This window comes from Marinobacter sp. HL-58, from assembly GCF_001314605.1.
In the GTDB taxonomy this organism is placed as follows: Bacteria; Pseudomonadota; Gammaproteobacteria; order Pseudomonadales; family Oleiphilaceae; genus Marinobacter.
The window spans coordinates 226,168-240,151 of the sequence record NZ_LIHP01000018.1 but is presented as its reverse complement, the minus strand read 5'-3'; the positions used below and the strand labels follow the sequence as shown (position 1 = coordinate 240,151).

The window sequence follows — 13,984 nt, the reverse complement described above, 5'->3', positions numbered from 1 at the left end:
CAGGCCTTTCCAGAACCGTCCGGAGCCATGGATGGCGGAGGCCGAGCGTACAGGGATGTATTTACAGCGTGTTCTGGAAAGGCCTGTTCGCTTACGAATGCACGGACTCGCAGTCTAGGGATGTAAAATGCACTGCCCAAAGCCAGCAACAGGATGCAATTCCAGAATGACTGACGTCAGACCAACGAAAACCAGTCGCCGAACATCCAAAGACAAAGCCCAGCTAACCCGTGATAACTGGCTGGACGCTGCGGCGGGAGAGATTGCCGCCGGCGGCTTCAGCAACCTGCGGGTGCTGACATTGTCGAAAAAACTGGGGGTGACCCGAGGGAGCTTCTACTGGCACTTCAAGGACCATGAAGACCTGGTGGTGAGTTTTCTCAATCGCTGGCGGGACCGCCGGATTCACGAATTGCAGTACTGGAAGCCCAAAGGCGGCGATGTGGAAACCGAGTTGCGGCAGATTCTGGAGCTGCTGCTGACGGACGCGTCCCGCAACATCCGCCGGCTGCAGGTGGAGCTGGCGGTGCGGGACTTTGCCCGGCGCAACGACTATGCGGCGGACCTGGTCAATGAAGTGGATGAAGCCCGGATCAATCAGAACTGCGAACTCTATGAACGCCTGAGCAGCGACCCCCAGCGCATCCGGGATCTGTCCCTGCTGATGTATGTGGCTACCATCGGATCCCAGGTGGTGCTCACGGGCAAGAAGGGGGATGCCGAAACCATCCGGCGAGTGGAAGACCTGATGGCGCGGCTCGCCCTGGGGCAGCGTGATGACAGCTAGATGGCTGGCTCTGCTGGCGCTTGGCCTCAGCACCGCTGTTCATGCCGCCGATGATGCCTGCATGGAAAACGCCAGGACCGATCTGGAAAAGCTCTATTGCCAGGTGGTCAGCGAGGGGCAGGGTGCGGGGCTGCCGTCGCCCACGGACTTCAGACGCAACGACCCGCAGGTGCAGGCGCTGCTCCTGCGCCGCCCCGCCGGCCGACTGGGCCTGGACGTGCCGGAACCCGGTGCGCCGGCAGAGCCGGAAGCCGCTTCCAGGCCCGTTGAAACAGAACCGGAACCTGACCGTTCGGAGCCCGAGGCGGATCAGCCAGAAACCGGATGGTTGGCGGACTGCCGCCTGCAGGGAGAGCGCATTACCTGTCCACAACGGCAGTACAACCTGGCCATGAACCAGCCCAACAGCAAGCTGGCCGCTGGCGTTCTGGGTGAGGGCAATCGTCTGGGGCTGAGCCAGTTCCAGGGCAGTCGCAATGACGAAGAGACTGTGCGCCGCTACCTGTCCGATGCCTACGACCGCTATATCCCGAAAATGGTGGATATAGGCCTGGGCGCCAACACCATGAGTTTCACCGCCTTCCACAAGGCGTTCCAGACCATGGAGGCCGGCGGTGTCGACTTTGCCCAGCGCATGGAGCGGACCTATTCACTGCTCAAGCAGGACAAGAAGACCCTCGGGGTAAAGTCCCGTTATCACGACAGACTGCCAGAGGACCTGTCCCTGTGTACGGTGATCAATCCCGACATCATCGTGTGTGATGACGTGGGCACCAACTGGGTGTACGTCAGCCCATCGCGCCAGTGATTCAGTCGGTCTTCAGAAAATCGTTGAGGTAGCCGGCGACAGCCGCGGGCTGTTCTTCCTGCAGAAAATGTCCCGCTTCCACCTGCTCCACCCGTATCGACTCGAAGCACTCCTCAATATGGTTGAGGTATTCGGGAATGATCACCTTGTCCTTGTTGCCGTAAACATACATTGCGGGCATCGGCCAGCGGTGGCCTGCGGTGGTGGCCCAGCGTTTGGCGTCTTCGGGGAAGGTGCGGTAGTAATTGGAGCTGGTGCGGGCGGTGCCTGGTATCCGGAAGGTTCGCAGGTACTCGTCCAACGCGTCCCGGGGGAAGGGCTCCCTGTTCCAGGTTGTCAGGAAGAACCCCAGCCAGGCCTCTTCGGCGCCGGGGATCATTGCCTCGGGCAGGTCCGGGGTCTGCATGAAGTGCTGGTACCAGTAGGCGGCGCCACTGCCGGCGCGGACCTTCTCGATGACTTCCCGGTTGCCCCGGAGGTTGTTGATGATGGCAATGTTCATGATCACCATCCGGCGCACCCGGTCGGGGATGGCCAGCGCCACTTCCTGGGCCACAATGCCGCCCCAGTCATGGCCCACCAGCTGGAAGTCTGTGATACCGATACTGTCCAGCAGGCTGATCACGTCCTGTGCCATTGCCTGTTTGCGGTAGTGTTCCTGTTCGGGGGTGCGTTCACTGTCCCCCAGCCCCCGCAGGTCCGGCGCAATGATACGAAAGCCCGGCTTCAGGTGGGCCGCCACATGCTCCCAGCAATAGGAGCTCTCCGGCCAGCCGTGGATCATCACCAGCGGCTGGCCGTCGGGCTGGCCCCCTTCCCGCCAGGCGAAGCGGCCACGGGGTGTCTGTTGCTGTTTCGGGTCGGAAAGTTGCATTCGCTGGCTCCTCGGAATTTGCTCGAGACTGGGGTGCAGTGGGATGATACCTACCTTATCCTTGCTTGCACCACACCTGACAGGAACCCCATGCCCGGTAAAAACTCTACCCGCCTCAACAAATACATCAGCGAGAGTGGCATGTGTTCCCGGCGGGAGGCAGACCGCTATATCGAGAATGGCAACGTGGCCATCAACGGCAAGGCTGCTCAGGTGGGGGATCAGGTCATGCCCGGTGACCGGGTCACCGTCAACGGCCAGCTGATCGAGCCCCGGGACGAGGAAGACCTGATTTTCATCGCCCTGAACAAGCCCGTGGGCGTGGTCAGCACCACCGACCCGGCGGAACCCAGGAACATCGTCAACCATGTGGGCCACGGCGAGCGGATTTTCCCGATTGGCCGGCTGGACAAGGACTCCCAGGGGCTGATCTTTCTGACCAGTAACGGCGACCTGGTGAACAAGATCCTGCGGGCGGGCAACAACCACGAGAAGGAATACCTGGTCACCGTCAACAAGCCGGTGACCGCGGAATTCGTGCAGGGTATGAGTTCTGGCGTACCGATCCTGGGTACGGTCACCAAGCGCTGCAAGGTGGAGAAGGTCTCCCGCTTCGTGTTCCGTATCATCCTGGTCCAGGGCCTGAACCGGCAGATTCGCCGCATGTGCGAGTTTTTTGATTACGAGGTCACCAAACTCGAGCGGGTGCGCATCATGAACATCAGCCTCAAAGGGCTGCCGGTGGGCGAGTGGCGGGACCTTGGGGAAAAGGAGCTGGCGGGCCTGTTCGACATGATCCGGGACTCGTCATCGGAAGCCAGCCCTGACACACGCAGCGAGACAAAGAAGCCGGCCGCGAAGAAACCAGGGAAAAAACCCGGTAAACCGCCCCGGGACGGGCGCAGCAAGAACGGGAAGGCGGGGCCTCCGGGGAAAGCAGGAAAGCCGCCTGCCAGGCATGGCAAGGCCCCACGGCCGGGGAAGCCCGGGAAACCCGGAAAATCACGCAAGCCCCGGCAATCCAGTGTAAAACGCTAGAATAGGTTCACTTCCGTACGGCACTCAGGCGCCACTGCCGCTATGCTATGTCGTTTTTAACCTGGCCGGATGTTCTGAATGTTTGAAGCGTTTTTCAGTACCTACATCAGCAGCACGATTCGTTTCCTGTTCCTGCTGGCGCCCTTCTTTGTGGTGACCATGTTCCTGGCGTTGACCCGGGGCCTGCCGGCGGCGGAGAAAAGCTCGATTATCCGCCGCTCCACCGTCTCGGCACTGATCCTGGGGCTGGTGCTGTTCTTTGCCGGTCCGTTGTTATTCAGCGCCATCGGCATCACCCTCAACTCCTTCCGCATCGGCGCCGGCAGCCTGCTGTTCCTTACGGCCATCAGCCTGGTGACCAGCGGCACCCGCAATCACGCCACCGGCCTGCCGGAGGAGGACCGCGACGATATTGCCGTGGTACCCCTGGCCATTCCGGTGATGATCGGCCCCGCGACCATCGGTGCCATTCTGGTCTATGGCGCCGAGCTGAACAGCGTATCCGAGGTAACCGGCGGTTTGCTTGGGCTGATGTCGGGACTGGCAATACTGGCTGTGCTGTTGCACCTTTCCGGTTACCTTGAGAAAGTGCTGGGTAAGACCGGTTTGAACATACTGTCCAAGATCAGCGGCCTGATCCTCTCTGCCATGGCGGCGGAAATCGTGCTCACGGGCATCGCCGGATTCATGGCATCGGTTTAACGATCTTTCGGGGATAGTCAGGAATTATGACCATATCGACTGTTGAACATAACCGGTTGCGCCAGAGCTTTGAGGGCATGTCGTCGGTATGGCTGTTTGGTTACGGTTCCCTGATCTACAAGGTGGATTTTCCCTTTCTGGAACAGCGCCCTGCGACCATCGAAGGCTGGGCAAGGCGATTCTGGCAAGGGTCTCACGATCACCGGGGAACGCCGGACGCCCCGGGCCGGGTTGTGACGCTGATCCGCCAGCCGGAGGCAAAGTGCAAAGGCATGGCTTACCGTGTATCCCCGGAAGTGTTTGAGCACCTGGATGTGCGGGAGAAGAACGGCTATCTGCGCTTCAGCACCCCCATGGCGTTTGAGGATGGCAGCAGCACCGACGGGCTTGTGTATATTGCCACCGAAGACAATGCCGCCTTTCTGGGGCCGGCCTCGTCTGCTGAAATAGCCCGTCAGATCGCAAACTCTGCAGGCCCCAGCGGCCCCAACAGCGACTACCTGCTGAACCTGGCCGAGGCGTTGCGTGCCCTTGGCGATCACGACCCCCATGTGTTTGAACTGGAATCCCACCTGCGCTGAGGCAGCCAGAGAGGTCAACGGACGGTTGCTTCTGTAAAGACTGTCAGCGGCCACGTAAAAGAAGTGCAAAGGCGCCTCCGATCGCCTGACATCTCCCGGCAATTCCGTACTCTGAACCCAGGGAGCACACACAAACTGTCCGTGGGTGCTGGTATCCGGGATCTGAGAAGATCGGGGAGAAGAACGATGAAAAAATTTCTGATTGGCAGTTGTCTGATTGGCCTGATGATGGCCACCGCACCCGCCATGGCGGATTCCTACAAACGCCAGGATCACCAGGCGGGTTACCACCAGAAAGTGGACCATGGCAAGGGAGCGCCCCAGCACAAGAAGCTGTTGTCCTCGGAGCATCGCGACAAGCATGCCTACCATGGCTACCGGGACCGCAAACACGGTTACAAGGACCGCAAGCATGGCTGGAAACACAAGAAATACAGCAAGCGGCACCACGGCTGGAAGCAAAAGAAATATCACCAGCGCAAGCACGGCTACCATGGCCAGAAGCGTCACTGGAACAAGAGCCGCTATCACCGCAAGCATGATCATGGCACACGCTACCGCCTGCGCTACAACGGCGCGTATCCGGTAGAGCATCAGGTTTTGCAGGGTGCTCAGCTGCTCATTGATGTGACCCGCCGCTGATTGTCGGGATTAAAGCCCCTCGCCGGCGCCCCCGAGCGGCGCCGGCTCTGCAGTCCGATCAGTAACAGCGGCACCACGATCATGGTGCTGCCGGCCAGGAACCACAGGTCGGGAACTTCCGAGAACCAGATCCAGCCAATGCCTACGGCCCAGATCAGCCCGGTGTACTCGGCGCTGGTTACCTGGTTGGCATCCACCTGCCGGTAGGCCAGCAGGACGGTGATGTTGTAGCCCAGGATAAACAGGGCGGACCCGAGGGCGCTGACCAGGATAGAGCTGTCCCAGGCTGCGCCTTCCCATAAGGCGAGGGCGCCGGCGGCCGGTATGATCAGCACGTAGTTCAGGAACAGTTTGTGTACCGTTGACTGTTCGCGGGGCAGCTTGCGTACCATGACGGCGTTGATAGCCAGGGCAAAGGCCGAGGCCAGTGCAGCGATGGCCGCCCAGTTGAATTCCATTGGTCTCAGGATGACGATGATGCCGCCGAACCCGCTGAACACGGCGGTGACGCTCAGGGGGGTGAGTTTTTCCCGGAACACGATGACGGACAGCACCATGACCAGTATCGGTGCTGCGTAGAATACGGCGTTGGCGGTGGCCAGGGGCAGGTTTGCCAGGGCGACGACCATGCACAGGATGCCGACGAGGTGCACGTGGGCGCGGATGGCGTGGATCCTGAAGCCGGTAAACAGGTGCTTGCTGTTGAGTTGTCCTGCCAGGGGCAGTAGCAACAGCAGGGTGATGACGCAGCGCAGGAAGGCAAACTGGAATATGGGGGCGCCGGGTTCCATCAGTTTGATGAACACATCCGATATGATGGCCATGGCGTTTCCGATCACCAGCAGCAGGATTGCACTGTTTACGGTTTTGCCTGACATGAAAACTCCTATTTCTATAGTTACCCGGAAGTTGGGAGTTTGAGCCAGCGGGGAAGGCCTTTCCGAAATACGCTGTAAATACATCCCTGTACGCTCGGGCTCCGCCATCCATGGCTCCGCACGATTTCGGAAAGGCCTTCCCCGCTGACTCCCGTACTCCGGCGATATGCCTCGTTGGGAGCATTCGTCGAGAGAACTACCCGCTCGGCTCCCCGACCTTGAGAAAGCATTCTATGCTTGTGCTAATATCCGATAAAATGATCTTTAAACAGTTGCTATTAGAAAAATAGATAATGAAGCTTCCACCCCTGAAATCCCTCCCCGTATTCGAAGCCGTTGCCCGGTTGAACAGCTTTTCGCTGGCCGCCGAGGAGCTGGCGGTGAGTCAGAGCGCGGTCAGTCATCAGATCAAGCAGCTGGAAACCTACCTGGGTGAAAAGCTGTTCTGGCGCAGCGGGCGCACGCTGGCGCTGACCGACGAGGGGCGGCAGTATCTGGACGGGGTCGGGTCGGCGTTGTTGCAGATTGAGCGGGTGAGCGAGCAACTGCTGGGGCATGAGGAGTCGCGGTTGCGGTTGTCGGTGTTCAGTTCGTTTGCGGTGCGCTGGCTGGCGCCTAGGTTGCCGGACCTGCAGAGGCTGCACCCGCAACTGGAGCTGTCGCTGGAGATGAGCAGCGAGAATCCGGTGCTGTCGGACCGGGTGGCGGATTGTTTTATTACCATCAAGCCCTCGTCGGCGGCGTTCAGTTATGAGCTGCTTTACAAGGAACGCCTGTTTCCGGTGTGCAGCCAGGATTACTGGCAGCGGATTCGTCGCGAGCTGGCGCTGGATGAGGTGGATGGCGATGCCGTGTCGTTGACGCCGGAACAGATAGCACAATTTCCGCTGTTATCCACCCACAGTATTTACGACAAGGAGGGTGGCGACTGGGAGGCGTGGTATCACGAGGCGGGTCTGAAGTTGCCCGCATCGAGCCGGTTGCTGCATTCGAGCCATATGCTGCTGTCGCTGGAGGCCGCGCGGTTTTCCCAGGGCATCGCCCTGACCAATGATTACATGATGAGCACGAAAAAAGATGCCGGAGATTTCGTGCGGTTACCCTGCCACTCGATCATGACTGGAGACAAATTCTACTTCGCCTGGAAAACGAGCCGGCGAAGAGAAAAAGGGATACAGATTCTAAGACGATGGCTAGTCGATGAAGCCATTCAGAGCGGCTTGAGGAACAAAAATGAAGACAACTGAAGGCTAGGGCGTTTGGCTGGAAGGGGCCTCCCGAAACTGTGCGGAGCCATGGATGGCGGAGCTCAAGCGCCACATGGATGTGCTTGAGCGTGTTTCGGGAGGCCCCTTCCAGCCAAACGCTCCCCGAAACTCAGAAAGCCAATTTGACGGTCACTCTTCCTCCCTGGGCGGCCGTTCCACAACCTTGCGCTTGCCTTTGGCACAACGCGACAGCGCTTTCAGGCCATCGGGCTCAAAGGCATCAACCCGGATAACGTCATAGAGCGCTTCCAGCGCCTCCAGCAGCTTGTCGCACTCCTCGCCTTTCACCACACCCTGCTCACAGGCCCAGTCCACCAGCTCCTTGCGCTCATGGCCCATCAGCAGGTCAATGCCGCCCAGCTCGTCCTCGTCCCGGTTGCGCAGGGCTTCATGCAGGCGCTCACGCATGTCGCGGGTTTCGTTGGCCAGCCGGTAGGCATTCAGTACACGGCCAAGAGGATCGTTCGGGTCGGTGTTGATATAGCTGCCCCGGCTGATGCGCTGGCGCAGCGGTGTGTCCCTGACAATACTGGCGGCCACCTCGGTGCCCAGCCTGTCATCCGGTCCGTTCAGGCCGGTTGCGCCCAGCGGGAATACCAGCACTCTCAGGGGCCAGCGCAGCAGCGGTATCGGGAAGTTGATGATCAGCTCACGCATGGAGGTTTTCAGGTCCCGCAGGCTGGTCTGCAGGCACCAGTCCACCAGCGGGCGCTGGTCGTCCGGATAGCCCTCCTCGTGCCATTGCTTGATGACAGCAGAGGCGTAATACAGGTGCACCAGACAGTCTGCCATGCGGCCAGAGAGGCGCTGGCGTGCCTTGAGGCCGCCGCCAACGGTCAGCAGCGTAACGTCGGTCATCAGTGAAAACGCCGCCGAGAAACGGGCCAGCTGGCGGTAGCTGGACTGGATATTGCCTTGGCGGGGCACCGGTTCCAGGAAGCCGCCGGTCAGGGCGAGCACGAATGAACGCAACGCGTTGCGGGTGGTGTGGGCGATGTGACGGTAGAAGATGCCGTCAAATTTCTCCACGGCCGCTTTCTTGTCCTCCATGCCCGCCGCTTCAATTTCTTCCACAATGAACGGGTGGCAGCGGATAGCACCCTGGCCGAACACCATCAGGCTGCGGGTGAGAATGTTGGCGCCTTCCACCGTGATGCCGATGGGCACCGCCTGATAGGCCCGGGCCAGGAAGTTGCGGGGGCCGGTGATCACGCCCCGGCCGGCCACCACGTCCATGGCATGGTTGATCACCGTGCGCATCAGGTCGGTATTGCGGTACTTGAGCACCGCCGAGGGCACGGACGGGCGTACGCCCCGGTCCAGCATGCCGGCGGTCAGCAGCCTGGCGGCGTCCATCATGTAGGTGTAGCCGGCGATGGGTTCCAGCGCTTCCTGAACCCCTTCAAACTGGCTTATGGAGCGGCCGAACTGTTCCCGGGTCAATGCGTAGGAGCCGGTTGCCAGGCTGGCCACCTTGCCGGCACCGGTACCCAGGGCGGGCAGGGAGATGGAACGGCCGATGGACAGGCATTCCAGCAGCATCTTCCAGCCCTTGCCCAGCATGTCCTGGCCACCGATCACCTGGTCCATGGGAATAAAGACCTCGTTACCCCAGGTGGGACCATTCATGAACACGGTATTCATGGGCAGGTGGCGGGGGCCGGAATTCACACCCTCCAGATCACTGGGCACCATGACACAGGTCACGCCGATGTCATCGGATTCACCAAGCAGCTTGTCCGGGTCGTACACCTTGATGGCCAGGCCGATCAGCGTGGCCACCGGCGCCAGGGTGATGTAGCGCTTGTTCCAGGTGACTTTCAGGCCCAGCACTTCCTTGCCGTCCCACTGGCCCTTGCAGACGATGCCCTTGTCGGGAATGGCGCCGGCGTCGGAACCGGCGACCGGGGAGGTCAGGGCGAAGCAGGGGATCTCCTCGCCCCCGGCCAGGCGGGGCAGATAATGTTCTTTCTGGGCATCGGTGCCGTATTCCATCAGCAGTTCGCCCGGGCCCAGTGAGTTGGGCACCATCACCGTCACGGCCGCGGATACGCTGCGGGTGGAAATCTTCATCACGATTTCCGAGTGGGCGGTGTGGGAAAAGCCCTTGCCGCCCTGCTCCTTCGGGATCATCAGGCCGAAGAAGCCGTTCTCACGAATGAACTTCCAGACCTTGTTGGGCAGGTCGTATTCCTCATGGGTGATCTTCCAGTCATCCAGCATGGCGCAGAGCTTTTCCACCGGGCCATCCAGGAATGCCTGTTCCTCGCTGGACAGGTGGGCGGGCTTGGCGTCGAGCAGTTTCGACCATTCCGGCTGGCCGGAAAACAGCTCGCCATCCCAGTCCACCGTGCCCGAGCGAAGTGCTTCTTCCTCGGTTGCCGACAGTTTTGGAAGCCTACCGCGGACCCAGCCCAGCAGGGGGGCGCTGAGTTTTTCACGACGCAAGTCGCCCGGCAGCACCAGCACCAGGCTCAGGGCAAGAAGGCCACCGCCAAACAATAGGCTCAGGATATGCCAGCCATCCTGGAACAGTCCGATAACCGTCGCGATAACAAGAACAGCGGCGGCAGTGGTGCCACCAATACCAAGGTAAATCAGTACCAGCGCACTGAGCAGGAGAAGCAGAACACTCATGGGGTGGATCTCCGTATCAAAATGAAATTCAACCTGAATAGTCTTACCTTCGGCCAAAGCCTCAATGGTTGCAAGCGTATCCGGCGGTTATACCGGCTAATCGCCCTGAAATGTAACGATATGTAGCAATGAAAATAATTGTAAAAGAGCATCATTTTCTGGTTGAACGATTGATCTGATTTTGAAGGACCAATGAATACATAGGTTCGATTTATCGTTATGAGATGCCGGAGTAAACGATGTTCAATCAGCTCACTGTTGCGAAACGCCTGGCCCTGGGTTTCGGTCTTATCCTTTCCCTGATGGTGCTGGTCAGCCTGATTGGCAATCACCGAGTCGGATTTATTGACCGCACACTGACCGAAGTAGGTGATGACGCAGCGGTGAAGCAGCGCTATGCCATCAACTTCCGGGGCAGCGTCCATGACCGCGCAATTGCTATCCGCGACGCGGTGCTGATACGGGACGACAGGGCCCTGAGGGGTCCGCTTCAGGACATTGATCGGTTGAAGGCCTTCTATGTGGAATCCGCCCGGCCCATGGACGAACTGTTCAGGTCGGCCGGGGCAACAGACAGGGAAAAGGAGCTGCTGGCAGACATCAAGGAGATTGAACGGGAAACCCTGGCGCTGACTGAGGAATTGCTGGACATGCGTCAGCAGGGCCGAACCGATGAGGCCCGGGAGTTCCTGCTGGATGAGGTGTCACCCGCCTACACAACCTGGCTCGATCGCATCAATGCGTTCATTGACCATCAGGAAGACTTCATAACCATCAACGTTGATGCGGTGAGGGATGCCGCCGGAGACTTCAACAGAATGATCTTCCTGGTGACCGGTATTGCCGTGTTGCTGAGTATCTTTGTGGCCGTTCTTATTATCCGCAAGATCCGTTCAACCCTGGGGGCGGAGCCGGATGAAGTGGCTGATGCCATTCGCCGGCTCTCCGACGGCATACTGGATCAGGATATCCAGACCAGGTATCCGGACAGCGTCATGGGTGCCCTCAAGGAAACGGTGGAGCAACTGGCCGGAATTATCCGCGAAGTCCGGCAATCCGCCACGGAACTTTCCAGAAGCTCTTCAGAGTTGTTGTCGACTTCCGATAACAACAACCGCCAGATTCGCATCCAGTCCGAGGAAGCGGAACAAATGGCAACGGCCATCAACCAGATGGCAGCCACGGTAAATGAGGTGGCGGGATTTGCCTCCAGTGCCGCCACCGCGACAGGCAAGGCTGATCAGGAAGTGGAAACCGGTAACCGGGTGGTCCAGGAAACGGCTGTGTCCATAGGCGAACTGGCAGACACCCTCGAAAAAGCCGCTATAACCGTACACCGGGTATCCGACGACAGCGCCAACATCGAAAAGATCATTGAAGTCATTAACGCCATTGCCGAACAGACCAACCTGTTGGCGCTGAATGCGGCTATCGAAGCGGCCCGTGCCGGCACTCACGGCCGTGGCTTTGCCGTGGTGGCCGACGAGGTGCGTTCACTGGCAACCCGTACCCAGGATTCCACCCGCGAGATCCAGGAGATGATCGGCAAGCTGCAGAATGGGGCCTCGGAGGCGGCGGAAGTGATGGAGACCAGCCGTGACCTGGCAAAAACCACGGTAGAAAAGACCCGCTCGGCAGAGCAGGCACTGGCGCAGATTCGTCAGGAAGTGGGCGAGATCAACGATATGAACGCGCAGATTGCCAGTGCAGCGGAGGAGCAAAGCAGTGTGGCGGAAGAGGTGAACCGCAATATCAGCCGTATTCACGACTCCACCGTGGAAACCTCGGCCGGGTCCGAGCAGGTGGCCGGTGCCAGCCGCAATCTTGCCACCCTGGCGGAGCAGCTGAGTGGGCGGGTCAGTGTGTTCCGGCTCAGAGGCTGAGGCCGCAGATCAGTAATGCCATGGTGGCCAGCAATACCGCGACATTCACACCCAGAACCGTATTGAGCCGTTGCGGATCGGCAAGCAGTGACGGTAATCGGAAGGTGATCCAAAAGGCTGCCGGCAGCGGTGCCAGTGCAAGGGTGCTCCAGGGGGGTAACCAGCCCGTCACCAGCCCCGCTGACAGCACGCCGTAACCGGCCAGTAACATGATACCGACGAACCTGGCAGCAGCCGGTTTGCCAAGCGCGATGACAAGGTGGCGCCGTCCGGCCTGTCGGTCGGCGTCGGCATCGGGGATCTGGTTGATCAGCAAGAGCTCGCTTACCAGCAGCAGGCTGATCGCGGACACGGTCAGGGCCGCCGGGTCCATCCGGGCATCCAGGGCCACCAGGCTGCCCAGTATCATTACCGGCCCGAAGCCCAGCCCCGGCGCCAGAAGACAAATGACGGGAGAACGGGTAATCCACCGGGTATAGGTCAGTACCAGCAGAACACCGGCCGCGCCGGGAACCAGCATCGGTAAGCCCCGAAGCCAGACAAAATACAGTCCGATTGCGACCACCAGTAATAATGCGCCGGCGGCAGCAAATAACACCCGCTTCGCGGCGGAAGGCAGCTCCGGAAGCGCCCCGCTGCCACCGGAGAACGGGGTACGCTGAGTGATCAGATCCAGCCCCGAGATAAAGTCCTCGTATTCGTTGAGCAGATTGACCGCTGCATGAGCCAGCACCGCACCTGTCAGAACCAGCAGGGTATCCAGTAGTGCCGGCGGTTCACCTTGCTGCCAGGCCAGTGCCACGCCAAGACCCGCACACAGGGGTGCGAGTACCAGGAAATTGGGACGGGAGGCGCGAACGACCGCGGCAGATTCAGACATAGCCGGCAGCGAATACCAGCCCGAGGACAATGGGCATCACTACGAGACTGCCCAGGTTGCTCAGCAATACCAGCGAAGCCACCTTGTGAGGTTCCTGCTGGTACTGCTCAGCCACCATGTAATTGAGCACCGCCGGGGGAAGGGCTGCAAAGACCCACAATGCCGCCACCTGCATACCGGGAAGATCCAGCAGGGCGATCATTGGCCATGCCAGGATCAGCCCCGAGGCCGGGCAGGCAATGGCACCCAGCATGCCCAGCTTCCAGTCACTGAAGTCCACATCGAGCATGCGCACCCCCAGCGCAAACAGCATCAGTGGAATACAGACACCGCCGAGCATGTTCAGGGTTTCCAGTAGCCATTCCGGCAGGGGAATACCCGAGAAATTGACCGCCAGGCCGGCAATGCTGGCAAAGACGATGGGCAGGCGCAGCCGCTTCAGGATCGAGGTGTGGGGGTCCAGCATGTACAGGCCCACTGAAAAGTGCAGCAGCATTTCAACGATGAACAATACGATAGCCGCCGGCAGTGCTGCATCGCCAAAAGCGAACACCAGAACGGGGATGCCCATGTTGCCGGAATTGTTGAACATCATCGGCGGCAGGAAGGTTTTCAGGTTCAGGTTCAGCACCCGCGCCAGCGGATACAGGACAATCCCGGAGCCCAGCACGACCACCGTTGCGGCCAGAGCCAGACCGGTATACTCCTGCAGCGGCGCCTGCTGGTCAGCCAGCACAGCGAACACCAGCATGGGGACGAACAGCTCCATGTTCAGCGTATTCAGGCCCTGGATATCGGGTGTGCGATAGCGACCATAAAGCGCGCCACAGCCGGCAATCAGGAACACCGGCAACATCGTGGACAGGATCTGGGCAACCATGGAAAAGCTCCGAACAGGTACCGGGGTGGAAATCAAACCGTTAGGTTCGCAAGTATTGGCGGCTCCGGGCAAGCAAAACCTGTGACACTGCGACCAAAGGCGGATCGTGCCCCTGTGCCATGAATC

The 13,984-nt window shown here is 59.9% G+C and carries 13 protein-coding genes; 8 read left to right on the top strand and 5 right to left on the bottom strand.

The features are described 5' to 3' along the window. The first annotated feature begins 166 nt into the window (after window positions 1-166). Window positions 167-787, top strand: a complete 621-nt coding sequence (locus HLUCCO03_RS17195; protein ID WP_027830167.1) for a TetR/AcrR family transcriptional regulator — start codon at window positions 167-169, stop codon at window positions 785-787. After that, the gene (locus HLUCCO03_RS17190; protein WP_292016752.1) at window positions 777-1,595 is read left to right on the top strand and encodes a hypothetical protein; all 819 of its coding nucleotides are present in this window, start codon (window positions 777-779) and stop codon (window positions 1,593-1,595) included. The genes HLUCCO03_RS17195 and HLUCCO03_RS17190 overlap by 11 nt, the downstream gene beginning before the upstream one ends. 1 nt (window position 1,596) lies before the next feature. Here HLUCCO03_RS17190 and HLUCCO03_RS17185 read toward each other — a convergent pair whose 3' ends face one another. Then, window positions 1,597-2,469, bottom strand: coding sequence for an alpha/beta hydrolase (locus HLUCCO03_RS17185; protein WP_027830165.1), 873 nt, complete (start codon window positions 2,467-2,469; stop codon window positions 1,597-1,599). Window positions 2,470-2,559: 90 nt separating this feature from the next. Here HLUCCO03_RS17185 and rluF point away from each other — a divergent pair, with 90 nt between their 5' ends. The 4 genes from rluF to HLUCCO03_RS17165 all read left to right on the top strand — a co-directional run bounded on the left by rluF (window position 2,560) and on the right by HLUCCO03_RS17165 (window position 5,432). Continuing rightward, on the top strand, window positions 2,560-3,507 hold the full coding sequence (gene rluF / locus HLUCCO03_RS17180; protein ID WP_027830164.1) for a 23S rRNA pseudouridine(2604) synthase RluF: 948 nt from the start codon (window positions 2,560-2,562) through the stop codon (window positions 3,505-3,507). 78 nt (window positions 3,508-3,585) lie between these two features. Beyond that, on the top strand, window positions 3,586-4,209 hold the full coding sequence (locus tag HLUCCO03_RS17175; protein WP_027830163.1) for a MarC family protein: 624 nt from the start codon (window positions 3,586-3,588) through the stop codon (window positions 4,207-4,209). A gap of 26 nt (window positions 4,210-4,235) precedes the next feature. Then, window positions 4,236-4,790, top strand: coding sequence for a gamma-glutamylcyclotransferase (locus HLUCCO03_RS17170; protein ID WP_027830162.1), 555 nt, complete (start codon window positions 4,236-4,238; stop codon window positions 4,788-4,790). Between the two features lie 186 nt (window positions 4,791-4,976). Continuing rightward, window positions 4,977-5,432 carry a hypothetical protein gene (locus HLUCCO03_RS17165; RefSeq protein ID WP_027830161.1) on the top strand — a complete coding sequence of 152 codons (456 nt, stop codon included), beginning with the start codon at window positions 4,977-4,979 and terminating at the stop codon, window positions 5,430-5,432. Here HLUCCO03_RS17165 and HLUCCO03_RS17160 read toward each other — a convergent pair. Next, the gene (locus tag HLUCCO03_RS17160) at window positions 5,402-6,310 is read right to left on the bottom strand and encodes a DMT family transporter (protein WP_027830160.1); all 909 of its coding nucleotides are present in this window, start codon (window positions 6,308-6,310) and stop codon (window positions 5,402-5,404) included. The two genes, HLUCCO03_RS17165 and HLUCCO03_RS17160, sit on opposite strands and share 31 nt — an antisense overlap. Window positions 6,311-6,603: 293 nt before the next feature. Here HLUCCO03_RS17160 and HLUCCO03_RS17155 point away from each other — a divergent pair, with 293 nt between their 5' ends. Next, window positions 6,604-7,557, top strand: a complete 954-nt coding sequence (locus HLUCCO03_RS17155; protein WP_027830159.1) for a LysR substrate-binding domain-containing protein — start codon at window positions 6,604-6,606, stop codon at window positions 7,555-7,557. A 150-nt stretch (window positions 7,558-7,707) separates the two neighbouring features. Here HLUCCO03_RS17155 and HLUCCO03_RS17150 read toward each other — a convergent pair whose 3' ends face one another. Then, on the bottom strand, window positions 7,708-10,215 hold the full coding sequence (locus tag HLUCCO03_RS17150) for an acyl-CoA dehydrogenase (RefSeq protein ID WP_027830158.1): 2,508 nt from the start codon (window positions 10,213-10,215) through the stop codon (window positions 7,708-7,710). Window positions 10,216-10,454: 239 nt separating this feature from the next. Between HLUCCO03_RS17150 and HLUCCO03_RS17145 the strand changes: the two genes are divergently transcribed. Beyond that, window positions 10,455-12,098: a methyl-accepting chemotaxis protein gene (locus HLUCCO03_RS17145; RefSeq protein ID WP_027830157.1), complete on the top strand. Its 1,644-nt coding sequence runs from the start codon at window positions 10,455-10,457 to the stop codon at window positions 12,096-12,098. Here HLUCCO03_RS17145 and HLUCCO03_RS17140 read toward each other — a convergent pair. Together HLUCCO03_RS17140 and HLUCCO03_RS17135 are read right to left on the bottom strand one after the other, a co-directional pair. Next, window positions 12,088-12,978, bottom strand: a complete 891-nt coding sequence (locus HLUCCO03_RS17140) for a prenyltransferase (protein WP_027830156.1) — start codon at window positions 12,976-12,978, stop codon at window positions 12,088-12,090. The two genes, HLUCCO03_RS17145 and HLUCCO03_RS17140, sit on opposite strands and share 11 nt — an antisense overlap. Further along, entirely contained in the window at window positions 12,971-13,858 is an 888-nt protein-coding gene (locus HLUCCO03_RS17135; protein WP_027830155.1) for an AEC family transporter, read from the bottom strand. The genes HLUCCO03_RS17140 and HLUCCO03_RS17135 overlap by 8 nt, the downstream gene beginning before the upstream one ends. Window positions 13,859-13,984 lie beyond the last annotated feature (126 nt).